Here is a 26,509-nt window from a genome sequence, read left to right as displayed (position 1 = left end):
ATGTTTAAACGAGTCAGAGCTTTTATTGTATTGTCCATCTTATTACTTGGAGTTGTCCTTGCAATAAATTTTTTGTGGAAAAATAATTCAGGAGACCGGGAGTACACCCGTATGTTGGAGGAAAAGCTGGCTAAGGTTGTTTCTGACTTCGACGAAGACTATATCCAACTTTTGATGAACAATAAGCCAGATATTCCGGTAAGTTTTCTTACACTGAATATCGAGGCCAATCACCCCTATTTTTTGTTTTCTAAGGATGGAGAGCTGGTGTATTGGTCCGATATTACGATGATACCGGCTTTCGGCGAATTTGTTACCAACAAAAAGTTTCAGCTATTTGAAAACAAAAAAGGCGTCTATTTTGGTAAATTGAGAACACTCAACCGAAATGGGACCGATTACTGGTTCCTTCAGGTCTTTCGACTTATCGATCATGTAGAAGTAGTAAACGAGTACCTTTCCACGGGAATTAATAGATGGATGTTTGGAAACGATCGGTTTGCGCTCTCCCAAGAACGTAGGGAAGGTTATCAGCCGCTCAGTATTGGTGAAGATTACCTGTTTTCCGTGTTTTTTAGGGTAGGATACGAGCCGGCTGGGCGGAAGGGGAACACCACGCTATTAATTTTCTTTTTTTCGTTACTAGGGCTCGTGGCCATCAAGGGAGGAAGTTTTATCCATGCTCTTTGGGTTAAGGGATTCCATGGATTGGCGATGATCTATACTTCGTTGATTTTGGGGAGTATTCGGCTGCTCATGCTTTTTTTTAGGTTTCCCCAAGATTATTTTGAGTCGGCACTTTTCAGCGCCACGCAGTATGCGTCATCTTGGTTGAACCCAAGCCTGGGAGATCTTTTGCTAAATTTCCTTAGCATCACTCTTATTCTTTTGATGTTGTTTCTCCATTGGAGTAATAAAAGGGTTTTAGTGGGGGTGACAAAATTTCGGGATAGATTGTCTGAAACCTTTTTTTATGTTTCCGTTTTGCTGATAAGCAAGGCTATACTGGCACTTTTCTTTGGGGTTTACTTGGACATTGCCCAAAATTCCCAGTGGAATCTGAATATCCACTCCCTCACGAGTTTTGACATCCTTCAGGGTGTCAGTCTCCTTATTCTATTCATCAGTGGTATGCTATACTTCCTTTTTACGTCTATCCTACTGATGATGGCACGTTATCGAGGTAGTGTTAGTAGGAAACGCGCGTTGAACATTTTGCTTTATATCTCTACTCCGGTGGCTGTAGGTCTGTTTTTTTATGAAAGACAATTTTTGGTTGCCTATTTAGCCCACTTTATACTGGTAGGGGCACTAATTGGGATGCAGCTTTATAGGAATATTTTCCGGATGGAGTTGGATACCTTTCTGACCTTCTTTTTTGGATGCTTGGTAGGCGCGGTCGTTATTGGCGTGGCGTCCTTTTATCAAGGTAATCTGGACTCCCTTCAAAGTAAACGAAAGTTTGCGGACTATGTGATGCTGGAGGAGGACGTAATGGGTAGTTACCTATTGGGGGAGGTGATGGAAAATATAAGGGACGATCTCTTTATAAGGAATAGAATGGCAGACCCGCTGCTTTCCAAAGACCCGATTGAGCAGAAGATTAAGAAAATATACCTTACAAATTATTTGGATAATTTTGTTCCGGTGGTTCGTGTTTTTAGCCGCTCCGGAGAAAGCCTGACCCAAAGAGAGTCCAGCCTTCAGCTCGATGAATATAGGCTTTTGTACATGAACAGCGATTTTTCTACATCGGTCAGAAACCTGTATTATATAAGGGGAGGAAGGTTTGGCAGTCCAAATAAATTTGTGGCATTCATCAGCATGTACCGTGAGGCGGCATTTCTGGGTACGATCATGTTGGAGCTTACCCAACAACGAGTCATGGCCAATAGTGTTTTTCCAAAACTGCTTGTTGATAGAAGGTACGTAGCGGTTGCAGAGGATCAGTGGATGGACTATGCGATTTTCGATGAGGGGGTGTTGCAGTTTAGCTCAGGAGTTTTCAATTATCGGTCTGCAGACCTTGGCAGCTTACTGGCTGATCCTAGGGTTTATGGAGCAGGAGTCTCGCATAACGGATACCACCATTTAGCGATTCAAGGAGAAGGTCAGGTAGTTGTGGTCTCCTCTCCCGAGTACCCCGCCAAGTATATGTATGCAGATGTTGCCATGTTTTTTGTTGTGTTTTTGGTGTTTACCTTACTGGCGATCTTACTTTACACCCTGGTGTTGGGGCGAGATTGGCTTAAGTTCAACTATGCCACCAAATTACAGTTCTACCTGAATTTTGCGTTCTTCTTTCCCATGGTAGTGATCAGTATGATCGCTGTTGGTTTTTTGAGTAGTTCATACACAGAAGACCTCCACAGGCAATATTTCGACAAGGCACAGCTGATTAGGGATAACCTTTCCAAAGTCATTAATGCCCAGTCCATAGGATTTCTCGATAGAGAAGAGCTTATCAGTGAAATATATACGTTAGCAGGATCAACGAATACGGATCTGAATCTATATTTACCCGATGGCCGTTTGCTGGCTAGCACCCAGCCTAGGATTTTTGAAAAGAAAATATTGTCGGGGTATATCAGTCCCCGTGCCTATGAAGCCATCGTCGAATCACAAAACAGCCGGGTGCTCCTAAATGAAAGAGTGGGGAATCTTGGTTATAAAACCGTGTATCTAGGCCTTAGAGATCCGGATTTACAGCGAATACGAGGCATCATCGCTATTCCCTTCTTTGAGTCGGAGGATGAACTAAATGTTCTGATTGCGGATGTTGTCAGCAATATCCTGGTAATTTTTATGGTGATGTTTGTCGTCTTTTTGACAGTATCCTATTTTATATCAAAACATCTGACTTATCCGTTCAAGCTGTTGACCCAAAAGCTGAAGGCTACCAACTTGGAAGGCAATGAATACATGAGATGGCCTTCCCAAGATGAGATCGGATTATTGGTGGATGAATACAATAACATGTTGTCCAAACTGGAAGCAAGTAAGAAGGTCCTAGCTTCCAACGAAAAGGAGTCTGCGTGGAGGGAGATGGCCAAGCAAGTCGCCCATGAGATCAAAAATCCTCTTACACCTATGAAGCTGACCCTGCAGCATCTCCTTAGGCTTCAGGCAGAGGGGCGGATCGATGATCCAGACAAGTTGAAGCGCCCTTTAGGTACGCTTATCCATCAGGTGGATGTACTGAGCGATATAGCTACCTCATTTTCTACGTTTGCGAAAATGCCTCTGCCGGAAAATGAGGTGATTGATTTTCGTTTGGTTGTCAGTGAGGCGATCGAGTTGTTTTCCAACCGGGAGGATATTTCTTTTTCCTTTAGTGACGAGGTTCCGGTTGATCGACCCTTATTCATTATGGGAGATCCCAAATTATTTGGCAGGGTGATTTCCAACCTAATTATCAATGGAATACAGGCAGTGGAAAAACCCATAACGCCTGAAATCAAGGTAGTGCTTAGCTATAGAGATGAGCGGGTGCTTCTGGAGATCAGGGATAACGGAAAGGGTATTCCAGACGACCTGCGGGATAAGATTTTCATACCCAATTTCAGCACCAAATCAGAAGGCTCTGGACTGGGACTGGCGATTGCGAAGCGGGGGGTGGAGACTGCCGGGGGGAATATCTGGTTTGAAACCAGCGTGGACAAAGGTTCGTCTTTTTTTCTGTCCTTTCCGGTACTGGCTTAATGTCAGGTTAATCCGGTAGATTTTGTTACATTAGCCCTCGGTAATTCTCTTGATCATGCGGTGGGGTTGGCTCATTTTTTTTATTGGTGTGCACCTTTTGGGAATCAGAGTTGACGTTTTCGGTCAGGATGCGTCCTGCAGGTGGCTATATTCGGTCAGTTCGGGCCAACAGCTGTCATTGGATTCGCTCTCTGTTTTTGAACAATCCATCTCTGTCACTGATGCAGCAGGCTCCAAGTATGAATTCAGCTATGACCTAAGTACCGGCAACATAGCTGTCCTTCTGGAGGAAGGAGTTGTCATGGATTCCCTGTTGCTTTGTTATCAGACCTTTCCCTTTGCCCTAAACCATACCTTTCGAAATAGAAGTTTAGCTGAGGAGTACGACTCCATGGCCTATTTCAGGGACAATCGAGTGAAAGCATCACCGGCATTTGATTTTAGAGAGGAGGTGTTTTCCTCCGATAAGCTTACCCAGTCAGGGAGCCTGATGCGAGGGATTTCTTTTGGCAACGCACAAAATGTGTTTGTAAACAGCTCACTTAACCTGCAAATGGACGGGGAGCTAGCAGAGAATCTCAATATCAGGGCAAGTATCACCGACCAGAACGTACCTTTTCAGCCAGAGGGAAATAGCCAGCAGATCCAAGATTTTGACAACGTGTTAATTGAACTATACAATGACAGGTTCAACCTGTCAGGTGGTGATGTCGTTCTGCAACAGCGAAAATCGCAGTTCTTACGGTACTACAAGAACGTGCAAGGGTTGCAGTTTACTACCGATTATCTACCAAATGAGAAATGGAAAGCATCTTCCCAAGTTGGGATGGCCATTGCCAAAGGTAAGTTTGCATCGGTGGAATTGGAGATTAGAGAGGGTGTCATGGGGCCCTATCGGATACGGGGGGCGGGTAATGAGCGATTCGTGATTGTGATGGCAAACTCTGAGCGGGTTTTTTTGGATGGTAAACAGCTACGACGAGGTTTCAATCAGGATTATATCATCGACTATAACCAAGGGGAGATCACCTTTACCCCGCAGGTGGTCATTACCCAGTACAGTAGGGTTCGAATTGATTTTGAATATGCAGAAAGAAACTTTTCTCGATCCATCCTAACGGCAAATCACATTCAGGAGTCCGAAAGAGCGACTGTCTATATCAATTACTACCGCGAAAAGGATGACCGAAACCGTCCTTTGTTTTTTGAGCTTTCTGATGCAGATAAACGTCTGCTGTCCTCGGTGGGCGACAATCTTGGGTTGGCGGTCACTCCGCGAATAGACAGTATCCCTTTTGATCCCAACCGGATTCTATATAGGAAAGTGCTGGAATATTCCCCTGAGGGAGAATTACGGACTTTTTTTGAGCATTCTACCGATCCGGAAAACGCGTTTTTTGCAGTAGGTTTCCTAGAGGTAGGACCCAATCAGGGGGACTATCGGCGTAGACAGCAGTTGGCCAACGGAGTAGTCTACGAGTATGTGCCACCTGTGAATGGAATGCCACAGGGGAATTTCACCATTCAATCGCCCCTTCCAGTACCGAATAAGCGACAGATGATCACTGCTGGGGCAGAAATAAAACTGGGAACGCATGAACGGCTGTATACCGAAATCGCATTTTCTGATACCGATGACAATCTCTTCTCAGCGTTGGACAACGAAAACAACAAGGGCTTTGCTGTCAAGTCTGGATTGGTTTCCGAGAGGCGCCCGCTTGGCTGGATGAAGGGGTACAACCTGGATTCAAAGGTAGAATTGGAATACAACAGTGTTAATTTTGCCTTTATCGATCGGCTAAGGTATATCGAGTTTGATAGGGATTGGGGGCTTACTCCTGACAAGCTGGAAACGGCGCATTACGAGCGCATTGGTGTATTGGAAACGAAGATGGAGAAAAACAGGGATGAGCAGCTGGCGTATTCTCTGTCTGTTCGCCAACGGGGAGATCTGTTGTCGGGAATGCAACAGACGGCATTGCTAAATCAACGGTTAGGGTCCCGGGTTTTTTTCCGAAATGAGGGGTTCTCTTTGGCCAGTAGAGTGGGAGAATTGAACAACGAGTGGTATCGGTATCAAGGTGAACTAAGCTACCGTTCAGCTGTGTTGGTGCCTGGTTACAAGCTGCATGTAGATCGCAATACCGTTTCCAATGCCGAACGGGATTCGGTACTCAGTACCGCCATGAATTTTTTAGAGCACCAGTTTTTTGTTCGGTCTAATGATACCCTCAACTATTCGTTTTTTGCACAGGCATCTTGGAGGGAAGACCAGTTTCCCGTAGCGGGTGAGCTGGTGCCCGATACCCGGGCCTTTACCAATCAGTATGGATTTCAAAAACGAATGGGTACCCACGATCTCCGATCCACGTTTACGTACCGTCGCCTCGAACACCTGATGCGTACGTTGCCCACCGAATACACAGTTATGGGTAAACTTGATTATTTGGCCAGCTTTTTTAAAAATAATCTACGAAATGAGATAGGCTATGCCCTGGGAAACGGGAGAGAGCTTAGACGGGAGTTTGTTTTTTTGCCAGTACCCACAGGCGAAGGAACCCATACCTGGCGCGATGATAACGGAGATGGCATTCAGCAACTAAACGAGTTCTACCTCGCGGTAAATCCGGAAGAGAAGAATTTCATCAAGATTTTCGTACCCACAGACGATTACATCCAAGCTTACACTACTTTGTATAATCACCGGGTAAACGCCAAATTCCCTGACTCTTGGCGCGCGGCAAATGGCTGGAAGGCATTTTTTTATAAATTTTCCAATACCACCAATTGGACCATTGAAAAAAAGATTACCTCATCAGATCTCACAAGCAGGATTAGCCCCTTTTTGGGGAGGGTGGTTACCGAGGAGTTGGTATCTGCAAGGGAAAATTTCCGCTCCTCTTTTTTCTACAATCGCTCATCTGCAAAGTTTGGTGCTGATTTCTCCGTATTTAATAGCCTACACAAGCAGCTCCTATCCGGGGGATACGAGGAGCTCCAGCATCAGGACAACCGACTCAATACCCGGTATACCTTCAATAAGCAACTTAATCTCATGGTTTTGGTCAGCAGGGGATCTAGGCAGGCAGCTTCGGATTTTTTGGACAACAGGAATTACCGTATTCAGCAGCGTACGATTGGCCCTGAATTGGCCGTTCAGCCATCAAGCATTTTTCGATCTTCCATCAAGTACAGTCATACAGGAAAGGTTAATTCCGCCAATACGGAAATCAACGAAGAGGCAACACTCCATCAACTGGCACTGACCATGCGCTATGCCAAAGCGATAAAGACCACGTTGAACTCCCAGCTGAGCTATACCCACATCAAATACAATGGGATACCTAATTCGCCCACGGGATACGAAATGATGCAGGCCCTGACGGTAGGAGGAAATTATGTATGGAACATCAACTGGCTTCAGAAAATAGGTGAGGGCCTCCAACTCACGGTGGTGTACGAAGGCAGAAATTCGGAAGGGCTGACGCGGGTAATCCATACGGGGAGAATGCAGGTCACGGCCCTTTTTTGATGCGAAATAAACCAATAAATCCTGTAACTTTGTTTTTTATAATTAGTTGTCATACTAATAATTGAACTACAAACAAATGGCAAAAAGTATATTGGTTACAGGCGGAACGAAGGGCATCGGAAAGGCCATTTTGTTTCGTTTTGCTGCCGAGGGCTTTGACGTTTATACCTGTGCAAGAAAGGCTGATCAGCTGGAGCAGCTCACTAAGGAGCTGAATGAAGTGTTTCCAACAATAAGGGTCTTAGCCCGGCAGGCTGACCTTTCGTTGAAATCCGACGCGGTGCGATTTGCCGAAGAGGTAAAAGATTTGGTGATTCCTGATGTGGTGGTGAACAATACAGGAATTTTCTTGCCAGGCGCTCTGCATAACGAGCCGGAAGGAAATTTTGAGACGACCTTGCAAACGAACCTCTTTTCTGCCTATTACATTACACGGGCTTTTACCCCTGACTTTATCCACCGAAAATCTGGACATATATTTTCGATCGGCTCGATCGCCGGGTTGACAGCCTATCCAAATGGAGGGAGTTACGCGGTGTCGAAATGGGCGATGTTGGGTTTCACCAAATGCCTGCGCCAAGAGCTAATGCCTTACGGTATCCGGGTGACCTCCGTTTTGCCCGGAGCTACCCTTACCGCGAGCTGGGAAGGGGTTGACCTACCGCCCGACCGATTCATGAAGGCGTCCGATGTGGCCGATGCCGTTTGGGGAGCTTATAACCTTTCGCCCCAGTCTGTTGTTGAAGAAATTGTAATCCGTCCCCAGTTGGGAGATATTTGACTATGGAAATCAAAGCACTCAAGGAAAAAATCAACTATTGCAATAGCCTAACCACCTACTCAAGACGGAAAACCATTCCTGTCCGCATTGGTGATGTGTGGGTAGGAGGAGACCATCCGATCGTGGTGCAATCCATGACGACGGTGGATACGATGGACACCCAAGGCTCCGTGGATCAGTCGATACGTATGATAGAAAGCGGCTGTCAACTTGTGCGTATTACAGCTCCGAGTATAAAGGAAGCCGAAAACCTACGAGCCATTAAGGAGGGATTGCGTAAAAGAGGCTATTCTACCCCCTTGGTGGCGGATATCCATTTCACCCCCAATGCTGCGGAAGTCGCTGCGGGCATCGTTGAGAAAGTCCGTATCAATCCTGGAAATTATGCCGATAAAAAGAAGTTTGAGGTAATAGAATATACAGACGCTTCCTACCAAGCAGAGCTGGAGCGAATTCGGGAGCGATTTCTTCCGTTGGTGAAGATCTGTAAGGAGAACGGGACGGCCATGCGGATAGGAACCAATCATGGTTCTTTGTCTGACCGAATCATGAGTAGATATGGTGATACACCTATCGGAATGGTGGAATCAGCACTGGAGTTTCTTCGGATTTGCGAGGATGAAAATTACCACGATATCGTAATCTCCATGAAGTCCTCCAACACACAAGTCATGGTGCAGGCATATCGCTTGCTGGTTCAAAAGTTGGATGAAGGGGGATTTAAACCCTATCCATTGCACTTGGGTGTAACGGAAGCAGGAGAGGCAGAGGACGGACGGATCAAATCGGCAGTCGGAATTGGAACCCTACTAGAGGATGGTCTGGGAGACACCGTTCGGGTGTCCCTCACAGAAGACCCAGAGTTCGAAGCACCGGTTGTTAAGAAGCTGATTGCACGGTACGAGAACAGGAGCTCCCATGAACCCATTGAGCCAATCTTGGACTACCCGTTGGACCCCTTTGCTTACAGCAGAAGGGAAACCATTGAAGTGGCCAATTTTGGAGGGAGCAATGTGCCTCGGGTAATTACCGATCTTTCAGGCTTAGAGAATATCACGGAAAAGGAGCTAAAGCACGTGGGGCACTTCTACCTGCCTGAGCTTGATAAGTGGAAGATGAACGACCAAGGCGCCGATTATGTATTCACCGGATGCAATCCAATCCCCTTTATGTTGCCAAATGGGCTAAAGGAAATTCAGTCCATTGAAACGTGGCTGCACCAACCTGATAAGATCAACAAATTCCCGGCCTTCACGCTGGCTGATTTTTCGCAGGCATCTATGTGGCACGATTCGCTGAATTTTTTGTTGTTGAAAGATAATGAAGTAGTTAAGGCAATACCGATGTTGAAGGGACGTAGAGATGTCGTATTGATACTTAGCACCGAAAACCGGCATCAGATGGCTGCCTTGCGAAAGGGCTTCGTGAGTCTGATTCAGGCCAACATTGACCTTCCCGTGGTGGTATCGGTAACGTATGGACACTTGGAGGAGGATGAACTGATGCTTTTCCCAGCGACGGACGTAGGAGGTCTCTTGATTGATGGCTTGGGTGACGGTATTCTAATGGGGCTGGGAAGCCACTTGGATAAGCAAGCCCGTGAGTACTGCTTAGCACAGGTTAAATCCCATAATGCCATAAGTTTTGGTGTGTTGCAGGCTGCGCGAACCCGGATGTCAAAAACAGAATACATCAGTTGCCCATCCTGCGGACGTACCCTGTTTGATTTGCAGGAAACCACGGCGATGATACGTAAGCGAACGGATCACCTCAAAGGTGTAAAGATCGGTATTATGGGCTGTATCGTAAACGGCCCGGGAGAAATGGCCGATGCCGACTATGGATATGTGGGATCCGGAAAAGGGAAGATCACCCTGTATAAAGGGAAGGAAGTCGTGAAACGATCCGTCCCATCCGAACGGGCCGTAGACGAGCTCATTGAAATCATCCGGAAAGATGGGCAATGGATCGAGCCTGAACCTGTAGAATCCTGATTTGTACCAAACATTTAATCGATATGTCAACCAAGCGAATAAAGGAGTTTTTTCAGTTAGGTGAAGTGGGCAACTATTTTTTTCGTGTATTCCGTAAACCGGATCCCGACACCAAACCAAACTTCAACCTTCGGATGATGCACGGCATCAACAAGATTTCCATATTGATGTTCTTGGCCGCACTGATCGTATGGATCGTGAAGCGGATAGCCTAGAGGGTCTTGGCCATGGATATACAATTCTTTCGATCGTACTGTCTGGCAAAGCCGGGGGCTACCGAGGACACTCCCTTTGACGAGGATACGCTTTGTTTTAGGGTTGGGGGAAAAATCTTTGCCATTATCGATATCGAAAAATTTGAAAGTGTGAATTTAAAATGCTTGCCTGAATTGGCTGAGGAAATCAGGGCTGAAAATCCAACAGTCACGCCTGGTTATCATATGAATAAGAAACATTGGAACACCGTTCCCTTCGACGGATCGGTAAAAGATCCGGACATATTGGCGTGGGTAGACCACTCCTATAGCCTCGTATTCGATTCATTGCCCAAGAAGGTGCAAGCGTCCCTTCTCCCATGAGTTTTTTCAACCTTCAGAACATCCAAAAAAGGTATAAGGATCACACTCCGGTATTGGATGATGTTACCTTGAGCCTCGGTAAGGGGGAGTTGTTGGGGCTAATCGGTGAAAGCGGATCCGGAAAGAGTACCTTGTTGCGCATAGCCGCAGGGCTGGAAACCCAAGATCAAGGGGAGGTTACATTGGGCAGTCTAAAGGTGCTTAGCCCCGCACAAAAGCTAGTGGCAGGCTACGACCAAATCCAATTGGTACATCAACAGTTCAAGTTGTATCCGCACTCAACGGTCGAAGAAAACATCAAGCGTCCGCTCCTTCTCTACGATCGAGCCTATGCTACGGAACGAGCCGATCATCTGCTAGCCCTTTTTGGGTTGGCAGAGCTAAAGAATCGGTTACCTAGAGAGCTTTCAGGGGGGCAGCAACAGAAAGTGGCCATTGCGAGAGCACTTAGCCTGGAACCGGACGTACTTCTGTTTGACGAACCGTTTAGCCATTTGGATCCGCCTCAGAAGCGACTATTGTTGGAGGAAATCCAGGAAGCTTTGCGCCAACTTGAGGTTACCGGTATTTGGGTTACCCACGATCTTTCAGATGCCCTGATGCTTACCTCTTCGCTGGCAGTGCTACATCATGGAAAAATTATACAGCGCGGTAGTGCCGAGGGGCTTTTTCATAGCCCGGTGAATCGGCAGGTGGCGGAGCTTTTTAGTTCACTGAACCCCCTTCCCGATTCCCCCAATCGGTATGTTAGACCTTCTTCCATTCAGGTGCTGCCTACAGAAGGAGGAATAACAGGATACGTTAAACAGGTACGCTTCCTTCCAGAGTACAACCTATTAACGGTGGCAATAGCTGGAACGGATATCGTCTGGAGCGTACCAGACACATCAAGAAGCATTCAGGCAAATCGATCTGTATCGCTTCAAATTGATCAACGGGCCGTCTTGAGATTGCCCGATTAAGAAGTTCAATTTACCTCTATGTAGCCTTTTTCCGTTTCTTCTTTGGTAGCCTTCCTGACTTTGTAGACTTCTCCATCAAAGTGGAGGTTCATGCCTACCAGGGGATGGTTAAAATCCAGTAGAAGTTCTTCTCCAAGGTCTTTGATTACCTTTGCCTGCATGGGGTAGCCGTCTTCATCAATCAACGGCAGAAAATTCCCTTCTTCAAGCATTTCCGGCTCGAAGCCTTTTTCTCCCGTGAACTGTTTCTTCGGAACTGTGAGGATTAACTCCTCATCTGCATGGCCATAGGCTTCTTCGATGCTAAGGGTAAAGTTGAAGGTATTTCCTGCTACTTTGTTTTCCAGCAGTCGTTCAAATTTTTCCGGTAATCCGCTATTTCCGAATACAAAATAAAAGGGGTCTTCTTCGTCCCGCACTTCTACGGAAAACGGGATAGAATCCTCTTCGTTATTGGTGACTTTCAGTTCGTAGGTCAGTCCTACCACCGTATTTTCTGAGATCTCCATAAATACCAATTGGCTTTGAAACCTCAAAGGTAATGGGATTTGGTATAGAATAAAAATGGCAGAACAGGGTGGCCAGTGAATCTTGTCCGCTCCTTTGATGACGAAGTTTACGAGCCTTTTATAGGTTTACTTTCTTTAGTAACTATTTTGGAAAACGGAATTATATTTTTATATTTGGTATAAATCGGGTTAAAAAACAAATATTTTATTATTGTAAATAATTTTATTCCGATAAAAATGTGTCGTGTAGCCAAAATATTGCTGTTTGTAACACTGGTAACTCTGATCGGTATGGAAGCTTTTTCCCAGAATCAGCCGCACCTGCTTGATATTAGGACTTGTGATAAGAGCTGTTCGTCGAGTAATTACACCATTGAAGCGGTATTTTTAAGTGATATAAATGGAACGCCCATTACGAATTCCTTATTAACCTGTGAACCAGGAGTGGAACAAGTAACGTACATTACCTTCAGGTACAGAACCAGTTCCAATAGTGACGTTAGCAATTCCCGGATTTTTGCTGATTTGACCATAGGGGAAGAGACGTCCTACTTGAATTACTTTTTCGGCGTTATTCCTGCCGCAAGTACTACCTCAAGACTAATTACGCTTGCCAGTTTTCCTCTGGTCTGGACATGCGGTGTCGTAGTCAGCCTCTCAAACCCAATGATGGTCTGGACAACGAGTGGGGCTGCGGATCGTTCTACATCTTATGCGTGCAATAGTTACCCGAGCGCTCAGTGTCAGTTTCAATCGGCCATCGTGGTCGATGCTCCACTTGCAGTACAGTTTGAATATGGGTTTGATTGTCCTATTGACGGTGCCGCTACGGTTAGCTTTTCCAGTACTGCAAATGGGGGAAGGGAACCATTCACCTACAATTGGACATTTACAAACGCTCGTACTGTTGTTTCAAATCAACCCAATCCGGTGGTCGAGTTTTTGGAAAGAGGTACTGCGGAATTGATTTTGCAAGATGCCAACGGTACCACCAATGCCTATACGGTTGACCTTCATATCCCAGAAACCTTGGTTGTTTCGGAGCAAACGATGGTATTTAATTCAACAAATGACGAAATACCCGATGGAGCTATAGAATTTGTGATTGAAAACAGTGGGGATTTTACTTACTCCTGGACTGGTCCGGATGATTTTCATTCAGAAGAACCGGCAATCTATGGGCTGAAGGATGGAATATATACCGTTACGGTGACGGATGAATTTGGCTGCCATTCTATATATGAGTTTCAGCTGCCTGCCTTTGTAACTTTGCCCTTATCCGTTGATTTCAGCAGGTGGAAATACGATCAGTCGGTCGGAGGTGTAGAGCTGGGATGGCGGGTGTTGGATGCCAATCGGGAGTATGTTTTTTACATTCAGCGATCCAAAGATGGGGTAGAGCACTTCGAAGACATTGGAACCGTGAAGGGCGGAACAGGTGGCAGCACCGTTGATGTTTTTCGTTTCGTAGACCATCTTACCGATGGGGTTGGGGGAAGGTATTATTACCGAATAGTGGTTAGGGGAGTCAATGACCAAAAAAATGCGCTGTTCAGCGAGATTCGAATGGTTCAGGTTCCGCGAACCACGGAATCAGGCTCATGGAAGTTGTTTCCAAACCCGGTGGTGGGCAATGCATTGCTTTTGCAGTATACCGGAAGCCGTTTCGCGGGGGACCACCTCATACATGTAAAGGTGTTTTCCCCAACTTCTGGTACCGTCTGGGTTTGGGAAGGGAACTTGGGCAGGGTCGATCTCAGCGATTCCTTGAGCAAGCTACCAAAGGGGTTGTTTTTTGTAGAGTTGTACTACGCAGGTCAACGTGAGGTCTTTAAAGTGGTCCATTGAGGACTAGGCGGCACCCGTCCAAAGACGTATCCAAATCAATAGCAGACAGGTTACCAGAGCTAGAAATACGGATTTACGATGGCCTTTCCAAGCAAAGAAAATGGCCAAAACCGTTAACACTAAAAAGGCAATGCCGAAGGAAAGGGTCAAACCAGGTGTAAGTACCTGTTCTGAAGATTGAATATGCGCCATGCCCTGGGGAAGGGTTTCCACGTTGCCACTGAGGGTATCTAGATAGACCCGTAAATGGGCATACGCAAGTACCAGGTTGGTTGCAATGGCAGCGAATGTAAGAAATAAGCGATTTATCATGGTTGGTAAATAGCGAAGGCTTGGCGCACGGTCCAAGCCTTCGGTGATTAGAGCACGATATTGACGATTTTGCCCGGGACAACGATGACCTTTTTGGGAACTTTCCCTTCCAGCCATTTCTGGAGAGCATCGCTTTCCAAGGCCTGTTTTTCGATCTCCTCTTTGGCAAGCCCCAAAGGCAGGTTGATTTTCACCCTCATCTTGCCGTTGATGGACACCGGGTACTCGTGGGTATCCTCCGCCAAGTACTCTTCCTTAGCTTCCGGGTAACTGGCATGTATGATTGACTTTTCGTGTCCCATCATTTGCCAAAGCTCCTCTGCAATATGTGGTGCATAAGGAGAAAGAATCACCGCCAAAGGTTCCAATATAGCCCTTTTGGAGCATTTCAATGCAGATAATTCGTTTACACAAATCATAAAGGTAGAGACGGACGTATTGAACGAATAGCGATCAATGTCTTCCTCCACTTTTTTGATTGCTTTGTGAAGGGCTTTGAGTTCCTCTTTGCTGGGAGCTTCGTCAGAAATGGCTACGTTTCCGCTGGTATCGACGTAGAGTTTCCAGAGTTTTCGCAAGAATTTAAATACTCCGTCTATCCCGTTGGTGTTCCATGGTTTAAACTGCTCCAAAGGACCCAAAAACATTTCATACAAGCGAAGCGTGTCAGCACCATATCGCTCGATCACGTCGTCAGGATTGACCACGTTGTACTTTGATTTGGACATTTTTTCCACCTCTGCGGTACAGAAGTATTTTCCGTCCTCGAGGACAAAGGAAGCATCGGCGAGGTCAGGGCGCCAGTTTTTGAAGGCCTCCAGATCCAGTTGATCATTGTATACGATGTTTACGTCCACGTGCATTGGCACGGTCTCGTGTTCATCTCGCAGGCCGGCACTAATGAAGGTGTTGGTTCCTTTTTTTCTGAAGACGAAATTGGATCTTCCTTGGATCATGCCTTGGTTGATCATCTTGCTGAATGGCTCTTCGATACTGACAAAACCCCTGTCAAAAAGGAATTTGGTCCAAAACCGTGAATAGAGTAGGTGCCCCGTGGCATGTTCTGCACCACCAATGTACAAATCTACCGAACCCCAATACTTCTCGGCTTCTTTTGATACAAACTGATGCTCGTTTTTGGGATCCATATACCGGAAAAAATACCAACTGGATCCTGCCCAACCGGGCATCGTGCTCATCTCCAATGGGTAGTCCCCACCATCAACGTGATAGGTCCAATTCTTTGCTCTCCCTAAGGGAGGTTCTCCTTCTTCCGTAGGCAAAAACTTGTCTACATCAGGAAGTATCAAGGGCAGATCTTTTTCGGAAACAAGATAGGGCAGGCCATCTTTGAAGTATACCGGCAGCGGTTCCCCCCAATATCTCTGACGGGTAAATATGGCATCCCGCATTCTGTATTGGATTTTCCCCTTGCCGATTTTTTTGTTTTCTAAAAAAGCAATGGCTTTGTCCATGGCATCCTGCATTTCCAGCCCGTCCAAGAATCCTGAGTTCATGATGGTTCCGCCCTTTCCAGGGAAGCTGCCATTTTCCATACTTCCCTCTATGACCTGACGGATTTCCAGGTTGAAATGCCTCGCAAAGTTATAGTCTCGTTCATCGTGCGCCGGTACAGCCATCACGGCCCCTGTACCGTACCCGGCGAGTACATAGTCGGCAATCCAGATCTGAATCCGTTCCCCGTTAAATGGATTAATCGCATAGCTCCCCGTAAATGCGCCGGAAATCGTCTTGACATCACTCATCCGATCCCGTTCAGAACGATTTTTCGCCGTTGCGACATAGGCATCTACGGTTTCCCGCTCTCTTTCGGTTGTCAACTCAGGTACATACTCGTGTTCGGGAGCCAATGCTAAGTAGGTGACCCCATAGATCGTATCTATTCGAGTCGTAAATACCTTGATCTGTAGGTCGTGCCCTTCTACCTGAAAAACCATTTCCGCACCGGTAGACCTACCGATCCAGTTGCGCTGCATTTCTTTGACAGGTTCTGGCCAGTCCACTTTTTCGAGATCCCGAAGCAAGCGGTCTGCATAAGCTGTGATGCGCATGCTCCATTGCATCATTTTTTTTCGCTCTACCGGATGTCCGCCCCGTTCTGAAAAGCCGTCTTTGACTTCGTCGTTGGACAATACAGTGCCTAGGGCTGCACACCAGTTTACGGTAGTCTCCGCCAAAAACGTGAGGCGGTATTTCAACAGGATCTGCTGTTGCCTAGTTTGGTCAAATGCTTTCCATTCTTCGGCGGAAAACACGTCCACGTCCTCATCGCACACGGCTTTTACGTCCCGATTCCCGTCTTTTTCAAAAGTAGCGGTAAGGGTCTGTATAGGCATTGCCCGGTCGGCTTCCAGGTCGTAATAACTTTCAAACAGCTGCATAAAAATCCACTGTGTCCAGCGATAATACGCGGGATCGGAGGTACGAACTTCCCGGCTCCAGTCAAATGCAAAGCCTATTCTCTTGAGCTGTTCGGTATACCTTTTTATGTTTTCCTCGGTGGTAATGGCGGGATGCTGTCCGGTTTGAATGGCGTACTGTTCGGCAGGCAGCCCAAAGGAGTCATAGCCCATGGGGTGAAGCACATTGAATCCCTTCAAACGCTTATAACGGGTTACGATATCTGAGGCGATATATCCCAAGGGGTGGCCCACGTGCAGTCCTGCTCCGGACGGATAGGGGAACATATCCAGCGAATAAAACTTCGGTTTGGTAGAGTCTACCTGTGCTTCAAATTGCCCGATGGCCTCCCAGTAGGATTGCCACTTCTGTTCTACCTCTCGAAAATTATAGTCTGCCATTTTTTATTTTGGTAAGTATATCTGGGAAATGGTTCCAAAATTAAAAAAAATAATCCGTATTCATTTCTAAAATGGCAATGTATGTGGCAAAGGCCAGCCTCGTCTACTTGCCAATATACGGTCGATTACCAGAATCTCCAGCCTTTCCCTTTGTGCCTGAAAATCCAGTTTTCCCAAATATCTTGGGCGAAATAGATTTCCACCCCAAAATTCAGCGAGAAATAGCCATCGTATCGGGCATTTGGTTCATTTAGGCGGGGATCACCGCTGCCCCTTCGGGGCCTACCTCCCGTAGACCGGATGAGTGCCACATTTGGCTCTCCATTTTCCAAAAGGTATCTCGCTTGGAGCACCGAGAGACGTAGGCGTTGGGGATTTTCCCCGGAAACATAGTCTTCGATCAGGTCTTCGTAAAACCCCGACATATTGAATGAGCTGATATCATCCAAGTAGTCGGTTAGGGTGAATCGATAATTGCCCTCGATAAAGAAGTCCATGTACACATTGACTTTATATTTCAGGCCCAACCCCATAGGAAACACCATTACAACACCTGGATAGGCTTCGTTTTCCGTTTGTAGTGGCCTGAGCGGAATCCAATTGCCCCGGTAATTGGCATAAGGATCGTTGGTCGAAACACCCACCCCTGCGAAAATGTATGGGTTCAGGAACTCACGCGTAATGTTATAGACCTTCACCGGTTTATAGTAGTATTCGAACAGTACGGCCGCTTCGTAGTTTCGGGCACGGAAGTTCAAATCACGGGGTATGCGTCCGCTTCTAGGATCGGCTTTGGTGTCCTCACCTGAGATTTGGTAGTAGGTAAGATCTACCCTGGCCTTCACGTTTTTGCCAAAGGTGTACCTTCCGGTCAGGGCAAAGTTATAATCCGGCTGAATTCCCTCGTAGTATTTCCATAGCGAGTAGAGGTCTCCAAAATACTGGGTCGGACCCAAGTGGGCGGCAACGGACCAGGGTTCCTCGAAGCGAAAGCGATAGAAGGCCTGCGCATGTGCCAGTTGGCTTGTCGCACAAAAAAGCACATAGGCAAAAATTACCCATTGTATCCCCCGCTTCATTCTTCTGTTCTTTTCGGTCAAGATAGGTTAATCCGTTGGTTTTTAGGTTGGATTGCCCGGATTTTTCCAACCAGACCGAATATGCAGGTCATGTTGTGGAAAGGGTATTTCGACACCTGCCTCCCTAAATCGTCTGAATATATCGTAATAAAGCTGACTTTTCAGTACTTGGGGCCTATTGATATATTCAGAGGTCCAGATACGTAAAATAAAATCAATACTGCTGTCTCCGTATCCCTGAAAAAGCACATCCGGTGACGGAGAATCCAATACCCCGGGATTTTCCTCCGCTGCCTTCAGCAATATCTTCCTGATATTTTCCGGGTCTTCCTTGTATGCAACGCCAACCGGGATATTGAAGCGAATATTTCGGTCGTTATGGGACCAATTGATGACAGAACTGTCTATGAATTGACTGTTTGGTACGATGATGGTAATGTTGTCGTTGGTTACGACCATCGTTGACCTGGCGGAGATTTTGATAACATCGCCGTTCACTCCGTTAACTTCAATTCGGTCACCTTCTTTTATAGGGCGCTCGAAGAGAATAATCAGGCCGCTTATAAAGTTGTTGGTGATGTTTTGCAATCCAAACCCAATGCCCACCCCAACTGCACCGGCAAGTATCCCAAGCGCGCTGAGATCAACGTTGGAGTTTTGTAAAATGGTGAAAAACCCAATGGTGATTAGTGCGTACTTGACAATGGTGCCAATGGCCTTGCGGGTTCCGAGATCCAACGTATAACGGGACAACAGTCTATTAACGGTAAATTTCCGAACAAATTCCGCCAACAACAAAATGACGGATACGGAAATTATGAGCCATAACAGAAGCCCGATAGTAAGTTTGGAATCTCCTAAGCCAATGAGGCTAATTTGTAAAAATTGGTCGAGGTGCTCGAAAAAACCTCCGAGATTACCTTCCTTTAAGTCCTGATAAAGTTCATCCATTGATGCCTAAAATCACAATGTTCGCAGAAAAATACTAACGAATTGCCACAATCCAAAGAAAGCATGGGAATTAGGCAATGGTCAACAAGCCATCGAGTGGATTTTGGCAAAAAAATGACAGGTTGGAACGGGGCGTGGAAACGTAATGTTCCTAGGGTAGTTTTTGTATATATTGGCCGATGAACCAGTAATTTTCCGTTGATTAGACTTTATGAACCTAACTATTGAGAATATTTTGCTGATTGGGTCAGCTTTGTTGATTCTGAGCATAATAGCCGGCAAGACATCGTATAAATTTGGTGTGCCTACCCTTGTCCTCTTTTTGGGCATTGGCATGTTGGCGGGATCAGACGGGTTTGGGGGCATTCACTTTGACGATCCCAAAATCGCGCAGTTCATTGGGGTAGTTTCTCTCAACTTTATTCTTTTTTCCGGTGGGTTGGACACCAATTGGCAGACCGTAAGACCTGTTTTTTGGCAGGGCTTTTCCCTCTCTACACTGGGGGTGTTCTTTACGGCTGTTCTTCTAGGGTTGTTCGTTTGGCTCGTGACCGACTTTACCCTATACGAGGGATTGTTGTTGGGTGCTATCGTGTCTTCCACTGATGCGGCGGCCGTTTTTTCGATTCTCAGGGCAAAAAATCTGGCATTGAAAACGAACCTACGGCCTACCTTGGAAATGGAGAGCGGTAGTAACGACCCGATGGCTTACGTGCTCACCATTGCTTTTTTGGGACTTGTAGTCAATCAGGATCAGGCACTATGGACGGTATTGCCGTTGTTTTTCACACAGATGATCCTGGGAGGGATCATGGGCTATATTTTCGGTTTGATCAGTAAATTGGCGATCAATCGTATCAGGTTGGATTTTGAGGGATTGTATCCTGTTTTAGTGATTGGATTGATGTTTGGTACTTTTTCGGCTACCGATTTTCTGGGAGGAAATGGCTTTTTGGCCATCTACATTTGTGCTGTTTACTTGGGGAATCAGGAGCTGATACACAAGAAGGCCATCATGAAGATGTTTGACGGGCTGGCCTGGTTAATGCAGATAGTCCTTTTCCTGACTCTTGGGCTCTTGGTCTATCCCTCCGAAGTGGTACCCTTTATTGGCATCGGGTTGCTGATTTCCGGATTTTTGATCCTCGTAGCCCGCCCTATAGGGGTGCTGATCAGTTTGGGTTTTTTTAAGATGAAAATCAGGCGCCGGCTGTATATTTCCTGGGTAGGCCTACGCGGTGCAGTTCCCATCGTATTCGCCACCTATCCCCTTCTTGCAGGTATCGAAAAAGCCGATATGATTTTTAATATTGTGTTCTTCATTTCGCTCACCTCCATTCTAATTCAAGGTACCACGCTGTCGGCTGTAGCGAAATGGCTGCATGTCGCACTGCCCGAGAAAGCAAAACCCAAGAATCCGACGGATGCCTTGATGGAGGAATACCCCCGAACGGTCATGAAAGAGATCAAAATCGAGGATGGTGCGGAAAAGGCCGGCAAACGTATTGTGGATTTGAATTTTCCCAAGTCGGCTATTATCGCCATGATCCAACGGGGGGATAAGTTTATTACGCCAAGTGGTTCAACGGTGATTGAATCAGGGGATAAACTGGTCGTACTCTCGGATAGTGAGGAGGGACTAAGGGATGTGTATCGCATGTTTGGGATATCTGATTTGCTTGAATAGCCCAAAAAGCTACCCTCTTATGAGAGAATAGATTTTGCCAAGAACTTTTATCACAGTTGCAGATGTCCGTTTTGGTACGATTATCGTGACCATCATCCGAACCTTGGAATGTATTTAAATTGCGTATTTTTGTGCTATGAGTAAGCAGAAAGAAGAATTAGAGCACCGTTTAAAACTACGAAACGTCCGTCTTTCGGACTACGGGGATATCCGTAAAATCATGGTCAGCATTTACAAGGACCAAGCGATGGCTTGGACCAAGGAGGAATTCCAGAACCAGGTAAAGGCGTTTCCAGCGGGTCAGATTTGTTTGGAGGACAATGGAACCGTAGTAGCGGTAGCCATGAGTTTGATCGTCGACTATTCCAAATACGGTGATAACCATACCTATGATCAAATTACCGGTTTTGGGAAATTTGATACCCATGATGAAAACGGAGACACGCTCTACGGTACGGATGTTTTTGTGGATAAAGAGTACAGAGGGCTTAGATTGGGACGAAGGCTTTACGATGCACGGAAGGAACTCTGCGAAAATCTAAACCTGCGGTCGATAATTGCCGGCGGCAGGATACCGGGATATAGCAAGTACGCGGATCAAATGACGCCACGCAAGTACATCGAAATGGTCAAAAACAAGGAGATCTTTGATCCGGTGCTTTCTTTTCAGCTGGCCAATGAGTTTCATGTCAGAAAGGTAATCACCAAGTACCTGCCCGAGGATACCGATTCAAGGGCCTACGCCACTCTGCTTGAGTGGATTAACATCTACTACGAAAAGGAAGAAAAGCTAATCGGAAACAAAAAGACCATTGTTCGGCTGGGTCTGGTTCAATGGAAAATGAGGCGTTTTGCGAACGTAGATGACCTTATGCAGCAGGTGGAGTTTTTTGTGGATACCATCTCCAACTATAAATCCGATTTTTGCTTGTTCCCGGAGTTTTTTAATGCGCCGTTATTGGCAGGATTCAACAACATGGAGGCGTCTGAGGCTATCAGGAATCTAGCCGAATACACGGAGGAGATTCTCGATAGGATGCGGGACCTGGCCCTCTCCTACAATGTTAATATTATCGCGGGAAGTATGCCGGAGTACGACGGGAAAAAGCTCCGCAACGTAAGCTACCTATGCCGCAGGGACGGGACGATGGATAGGCAGTACAAGCTGCACATTACTCCTGACGAGCAGGCGTATTGGGGCCTACAGGGAGGAAACGGTATTCGCGTATTTGATACGGATGCAGGGCGTATAGGCATACTGATCTGCTATGACGTGGAGTTTCCTGAATTGGGTCGGATTTTGGCTGAAAAGGAGATGGATATACTCTTTGTTCCGTTTTGGACGGACACTAAGAATGCCTATCTAAGGGTGAGCACTTGCGCCAAGGCGCGAGCCATTGAAAATGAGTGCTACGTAGCAATCACCGGATCGGTAGGGAACCTGCCCAAAGTCGAGAATATGGATATTCAGCATTCGCAGGCGGCAATATACTCTCCCTCTGATTTTTCGTTCCCGCACGATGCTACTATTGCAGAAGCATCCCTGAATACGGAGACCACTATTGTTGCCGATGTTGACCTCGACTTGCTTACCAAGTTACGTAAGGCAGGAAGTGTGAGAAATCTGGAGCAGCGCCGCCTGGATCTGTATTCCATCCAGTGGAAAAGAAAACGCTGATATGTATAGACTGCAGGAAATTCCCCCACGTTTACGGGAGAAGATGAAGGAAATAAAGGTGCTGATCACCGATGTGGACGGCGTTTTGACGGATGGGGGAATCATACTTGACGATTCCGGCGTGGAATATAAGCGATTTCAGGTAAAGGATGGACAGATTATCCCTTTCCTGAAAAAATTTGGGTTACTTGTGGGTGCTGTGAGTGGCAGAGATGTGGATGTCGTAAAGCGCAGATGCGAACAGATGAGGTTGGATTTTCATTTTCATGGTGTAAAAAACAAACTTGGATTGATCGCGGACTTATTAGAGGAGCGTGGCTTAACCCTTGCAGAATGTGCTTACATTGGGGATGATATCATAGATTTGGACGTGCTATTGAACGTGGGCGTGTCAGCGGCACCAAGAGACGCATTGCCTTATGTTTGTGACAAGGTGGATTTTGTTTGTTCTTTGCCTGGTGGGGCAGGGGCATTTAGGGAGTTGGCAGATACGCTTTTGCATGTCAGGGGTAATTTGGACGAGGCACTGCGATCGTTGGATATTGCCTAGTCTGGCGGGGCATGATGGTAATGGCAGGTTAAGGTCTTGGTGCCGACTGGAAGAAAGAGTAGATGGTAGCAGTTATAAAATGAAAACACGATGCAGCGTAGTGGATATACGATGAGAATACAGGACGGCATGTACTTGGGGGGAGAGATCCCCGTCTTGTTTGCCGGGCCGTGCGCGGTCGAAAGCCTGGATACTTGCCTAGAGATAGGAGAGGCGTTGAAAATTTTGGCAGCCGATCTAGGGTTTTTGTATGTTTTTAAGGCGTCCTTTGACAAGGCCAACCGAACATCCTCTTCCTCGTTTCGTGGGTTGGGTATGGATAGGGCACTAAGTATTTTGTCCGAGGTTGGGAAGAGGCTGCAGGTGCCATTGCTCACGGATATCCATGAGAGCTATCAGGCGGATCCAGTAGCCCAAGTGGTGGATGTGCTTCAGATTCCGGCCTACCTGTGCCGACAAACCGATCTTTTGCTTGCCGCGGCGGAAACAGGGAAGGCGGTAAAGGTGAAGCGTGGGCAGTTTATGGCACCCGAAGATATGCGGTACGCAGTGGAAAAAATCCGAGGAACAGGTAATGATGAAGTTTGCCTGACCGAGAGGGGTTTTGCGCTGGGATATCATAATCTGGTGGTAGACATGAGGGCACTTCCCGTAATGCGGGCCTTCGCGCCAGTGGTATTCGACGTAACTCACAGTGTTCAGCAGCCGGGAGGCCTTGGAGGAAGTAGCGGTGGTCAACGACATTTTGCACCTTATCTCGCCAGGGCGGCGGCGGCCGTAGGCGTCGATGGGTTTTTTATTGAAACCCATCCCAAGCCGGACATGGCGATGAGTGATGGGCCAAACATGGTGCCTTTGCATCAAATGGAATCATTTTTGCGTATGCTAAAGGAGACCTGGGAGATAGGGAGGAAGTTCGAAGAAATTCAAGTTTAAGTAGCACAGGTATGGACAGTTTGTTTGGTAGGAAATGCACACTTTTAGCTGTTGTATTGTACATTATTTGGAGCTCTTTGCCTGCCCAGACACATGTGATCGATTCGGGGGTTTCCTTTGAAATCAGGCATTTGTTTGAGTTTCGTCTGGAAGACCCCGGCTCCAGTCCCGTTGGAGGAGATCTTTATAATCCGGATCAGCTGTTTCAGTTCTATTCCAGTAGGAAATTTAAAGAAGCGTGGTTCTCCGAGGATCGCCTGACCTGCAATGCGTACGAAATGAGGTACTTGATTCAGCAAAGCAGATTTGATGGGCTAATTCCAGATCAATATCACCTCAACCGCATCAATGCATTCTTTCAGGTGATGGAACAGGCATTAAAGGGGGGGGCGGTGGTGTCACCGATCGAAATTGCTAAAATGGACGTAGTGCTATCGGATGCTTTTTTGGAATTAGGTTCACACCTTTATTTGGGAAAAGTAGACCCGGGACATCGTGAGTTTGGGTGGGAACTAAAGCGAAAGGAACCAAGGAAGGAGGTGCTTAATAAACTGCAACTTGCGGTAGATGGGTGTGAAGTACGGAAGAGCCTGGAGGCACTTTACCCTGACTTTCCCATGTACAAGCGGATGAGGGTCAGTATGATGGGTTTTTATGAGAAGGCCCGGTCCACGCCCTCTTCGTGGGAAAGGCTTACGGTCAGCAAGTCAATCAAACCCTACGAACGTCATCAGCTAATTCCCAAGGTGAGGGAGCGGTTGGATTTTTGGGAGGGAAGCCAATCAGAAGCTTCTCAGGAGTCAGAATGGTACGATACGCTGCTGGTCCGGCGTATAGAGCAGTATCAGAAGCATTTGGGACTGAACCCCGATGGCGTCATCGGAAACGCCACATTACGTGCGCTCAACAAGCGACCCGAGGATCTTATCAAACAGGGGGCGGTGAATTTGGAGCGCATGCGCTGGCTACCGGATACCGTGTTGAACGAGCTGATATTGGTTAATATTGCCAATTTTTCGATGGATTATATCAAGGAAAGAGATACGCTGCTGCATAGCAACGCGATCGTGGGTAGAGCCTATCGGAAAACGCCGGTATTCAATGCCCCCATGACCTATTTGGTCTTCAGTCCTACTTGGACCGTGCCACCCACCATTTTAAGAAATGACGTAATCCCGGCGGTAAAGAAGGACATAGGTTACCTAAGGAGCAAAAACATGCGCATTCTTACCTTTGGAGGAAAGGAGGTGGATCCGCATTCGATCGATTGGAGTAAAGTTACGGCAAGCAATTTCCCCTACATGGTTAGACAGGATCCCGGGGTCGCCAATTCGCTCGGCTTGGTCAAGTTCATGTTTCCGAACCAGCATAATGTCTACATTCATGACACCCCCTCCAGGGAGTTGTTCTCCAGAGATGATCGGGCACTGAGTTCGGGGTGTATCCGAATCGAGCGTCCGGTGGAATTGGCCAGGTTGTTATTGGCAGATCAACCGCTCTGGACAGAGGATCGAATCCTAGCAGCTATGCGCGGAGGACGGGAGCAAACGGTTATGTTGAGAAGGCAAATCCCTGTTGTCATTTTGTACCTAACCTTTTGGACAGATTCCGCAGGAACCCCGCAGATCCGTCATGATCTGTATGACCGTGATGAAGCTTTGTTCAAAGCACTAAACGAATCCGTTGTCGTGGGTCGTGGAGCCTGATATTCAGAAATAAAGGTGGTTACCACTTGTCTAGTTCTACCGGCTGTTTATCTATAGATTTGCGGCGAAATTTGGAACTTCCAAGATTTCAGAAGTGTGGAGGTATTCAGGATCATTGCCATATATAAACAATAGCGAACCTCCCTTTATTAGATTGATCGCCTCGTCAGTAAGCTCAGTTGGTAAGGCGGGACATCCCAAACTTCTTCCAAGCCGACCAGCACTTTTGACAAACGATTCATTTGCATATTCGGCTCCGTGAATTACAATGGCCCGGTTTCTGGCTTGATCGTTGATTCCCTGCTCCAACCCGTCCAAACGAAGGGAATAACCATGTTTTCCTTGGTAAGTTTCTCCGGTTCTATAAAACCCAAGACTACTTTGATAGGATTCGGGGCGATTGGAAAATTTATAGGCCATCAGATCACCGGAATTCCGCCCATGGGCTACCAAGCTGTGAAGCAAAACTTCTCCGTTTATGGGGTCTATTATCCACATCCGTTTTTCGGTAGAAGGAAGCGTGAAGTCGATAATGGTAATCACGTCGTAGGAGAGCGTGTCCTGAAGCTTGGACCATCCCAGTATAGCCAATTCGAAAATGTCTTCCGAAGGTACGGATGGGTTTAAGCTGCTGAGCAGCTCGTACGTGGAAGCGGGTGATGGTTGTATGCTTTCAGTGGCTTCAGATAGGTGGTTCAATGTGCCAAAATTCAAAAGCCAGATGACTGGCCAAAGGTAGTGGTTTGATGAAATCATAGGTAGATGACGTATTGTCTCAAATAGATCAAATGGATTTTAGCTAAATGTACAAAAAACAAGTTTATCAAGTAAACATTCTACCAAACCGAAGGTTTATCGATGGTGTTAGAAAGTAGATACCAT

The 26,509-nt window shown here is 46.6% G+C and carries 19 protein-coding genes; 13 read left to right on the top strand and 6 right to left on the bottom strand.

Annotated features, from left to right (window positions below; translation table 11 throughout):
- Positions 1–72: 72 nt before the first annotated feature.
- The 7 genes from ADIS_RS20470 (at position 73) to ADIS_RS20440 (ending at position 11,549) form a co-directional block, all read left to right on the top strand.
- Entirely contained in the window at positions 73–3,702 is a 3,630-nt protein-coding gene (locus ADIS_RS20470) for a sensor histidine kinase (RefSeq protein ID WP_010856635.1), read from the top strand.
- Between the two features lie 55 nt (positions 3,703–3,757).
- Positions 3,758–7,234 (top strand): hypothetical protein, encoded by a 3,477-nt coding sequence (locus tag ADIS_RS20465; RefSeq protein ID WP_155907651.1) that lies wholly within the window; start codon positions 3,758–3,760, stop codon positions 7,232–7,234.
- 76 nt (positions 7,235–7,310) lie between these two features.
- The gene (locus ADIS_RS20460; RefSeq protein WP_010856633.1) at positions 7,311–8,015 is read left to right on the top strand and encodes an SDR family oxidoreductase; all 705 of its coding nucleotides are present in this window, start codon (positions 7,311–7,313) and stop codon (positions 8,013–8,015) included.
- Between the two features lie 2 nt (positions 8,016–8,017).
- Complete coding sequence (gene ispG, locus ADIS_RS20455; RefSeq protein WP_010856632.1) at positions 8,018–10,009, top strand: (E)-4-hydroxy-3-methylbut-2-enyl-diphosphate synthase; 1,992 nt, start codon at positions 8,018–8,020, stop codon at positions 10,007–10,009.
- A gap of 23 nt (positions 10,010–10,032) precedes the next feature.
- Entirely contained in the window at positions 10,033–10,224 is a 192-nt protein-coding gene (locus tag ADIS_RS20450; RefSeq protein WP_010856631.1) for a DUF6728 family protein, read from the top strand.
- Between the two features lie 12 nt (positions 10,225–10,236).
- Positions 10,237–10,587 carry an MmcQ/YjbR family DNA-binding protein gene (locus ADIS_RS20445; protein WP_010856630.1) on the top strand — a complete coding sequence of 117 codons (351 nt, stop codon included), beginning with the start codon at positions 10,237–10,239 and terminating at the stop codon, positions 10,585–10,587.
- Positions 10,584–11,549 carry an ABC transporter ATP-binding protein gene (locus ADIS_RS20440; protein WP_010856629.1) on the top strand — a complete coding sequence of 322 codons (966 nt, stop codon included), beginning with the start codon at positions 10,584–10,586 and terminating at the stop codon, positions 11,547–11,549. The genes ADIS_RS20445 and ADIS_RS20440 overlap by 4 nt, the downstream gene beginning before the upstream one ends.
- Positions 11,550–11,554: 5 nt before the next feature.
- On the opposite strand, the gene ADIS_RS20435 is transcribed toward ADIS_RS20440, so the two are convergent.
- Positions 11,555–12,058 (bottom strand): FKBP-type peptidyl-prolyl cis-trans isomerase, encoded by a 504-nt coding sequence (locus tag ADIS_RS20435; protein ID WP_035807173.1) that lies wholly within the window; start codon positions 12,056–12,058, stop codon positions 11,555–11,557.
- Between the two features lie 444 nt (positions 12,059–12,502).
- Here ADIS_RS20435 and ADIS_RS20430 point away from each other — a divergent pair, with 444 nt between their 5' ends.
- The gene (locus tag ADIS_RS20430) at positions 12,503–13,906 is read left to right on the top strand and encodes a PKD domain-containing protein (RefSeq protein ID WP_155907649.1); all 1,404 of its coding nucleotides are present in this window, start codon (positions 12,503–12,505) and stop codon (positions 13,904–13,906) included.
- Positions 13,907–13,909: 3 nt separating this feature from the next.
- On the opposite strand, the gene ADIS_RS20425 is transcribed toward ADIS_RS20430, so the two are convergent.
- The 4 genes from ADIS_RS20425 to ADIS_RS20410 form a co-directional block, all read right to left on the bottom strand.
- Positions 13,910–14,218 carry a hypothetical protein gene (locus ADIS_RS20425; RefSeq protein ID WP_010856625.1) on the bottom strand — a complete coding sequence of 103 codons (309 nt, stop codon included), beginning with the start codon at positions 14,216–14,218 and terminating at the stop codon, positions 13,910–13,912.
- A 47-nt stretch (positions 14,219–14,265) separates the two neighbouring features.
- A complete protein-coding gene (gene leuS, locus ADIS_RS20420; RefSeq protein WP_010856624.1) occupies positions 14,266–17,040 on the bottom strand; it encodes a leucine--tRNA ligase in 2,775 nt (924 codons plus the stop codon).
- A gap of 125 nt (positions 17,041–17,165) precedes the next feature.
- Positions 17,166–18,119, bottom strand: coding sequence for a DUF6089 family protein (locus tag ADIS_RS20415; RefSeq protein ID WP_010856623.1), 954 nt, complete (start codon positions 18,117–18,119; stop codon positions 17,166–17,168).
- A gap of 42 nt (positions 18,120–18,161) precedes the next feature.
- Entirely contained in the window at positions 18,162–19,070 is a 909-nt protein-coding gene (locus tag ADIS_RS20410) for a mechanosensitive ion channel family protein (protein WP_010856622.1), read from the bottom strand.
- Positions 19,071–19,281: 211 nt separating this feature from the next.
- Here ADIS_RS20410 and ADIS_RS20405 point away from each other — a divergent pair, with 211 nt between their 5' ends.
- From ADIS_RS20405 to ADIS_RS20385, 5 genes are all read left to right on the top strand, one after another.
- The gene (locus tag ADIS_RS20405) at positions 19,282–20,757 is read left to right on the top strand and encodes a potassium/proton antiporter (RefSeq protein ID WP_010856621.1); all 1,476 of its coding nucleotides are present in this window, start codon (positions 19,282–19,284) and stop codon (positions 20,755–20,757) included.
- Between the two features lie 136 nt (positions 20,758–20,893).
- Positions 20,894–22,435 carry a carbon-nitrogen hydrolase family protein gene (locus ADIS_RS20400; protein ID WP_010856620.1) on the top strand — a complete coding sequence of 514 codons (1,542 nt, stop codon included), beginning with the start codon at positions 20,894–20,896 and terminating at the stop codon, positions 22,433–22,435.
- A 1-nt stretch (position 22,436) separates the two neighbouring features.
- Positions 22,437–22,985 (top strand): KdsC family phosphatase, encoded by a 549-nt coding sequence (locus ADIS_RS20395; RefSeq protein ID WP_010856619.1) that lies wholly within the window; start codon positions 22,437–22,439, stop codon positions 22,983–22,985.
- A 90-nt stretch (positions 22,986–23,075) separates the two neighbouring features.
- Positions 23,076–23,921 carry a 3-deoxy-8-phosphooctulonate synthase gene (kdsA, locus tag ADIS_RS20390; protein WP_035807158.1) on the top strand — a complete coding sequence of 282 codons (846 nt, stop codon included), beginning with the start codon at positions 23,076–23,078 and terminating at the stop codon, positions 23,919–23,921.
- Positions 23,922–23,932: 11 nt separating this feature from the next.
- Positions 23,933–25,627, top strand: a complete 1,695-nt coding sequence (locus ADIS_RS20385; protein WP_155907646.1) for a L,D-transpeptidase family protein — start codon at positions 23,933–23,935, stop codon at positions 25,625–25,627.
- Between the two features lie 51 nt (positions 25,628–25,678).
- Here the strand turns inward: ADIS_RS20385 and ADIS_RS20380 are convergent, their stop codons facing one another.
- Entirely contained in the window at positions 25,679–26,383 is a 705-nt protein-coding gene (locus ADIS_RS20380) for a murein L,D-transpeptidase catalytic domain family protein (protein WP_010856616.1), read from the bottom strand.
- Positions 26,384–26,509 lie beyond the last annotated feature (126 nt).

The organism is Lunatimonas lonarensis, from assembly GCF_000390185.1.
GTDB classification, from domain to species: domain Bacteria; phylum Bacteroidota; class Bacteroidia; order Cytophagales; family Cyclobacteriaceae; genus Lunatimonas; species Lunatimonas lonarensis.
This window is presented reverse-complemented; position numbering and strand designations above follow the sequence as displayed.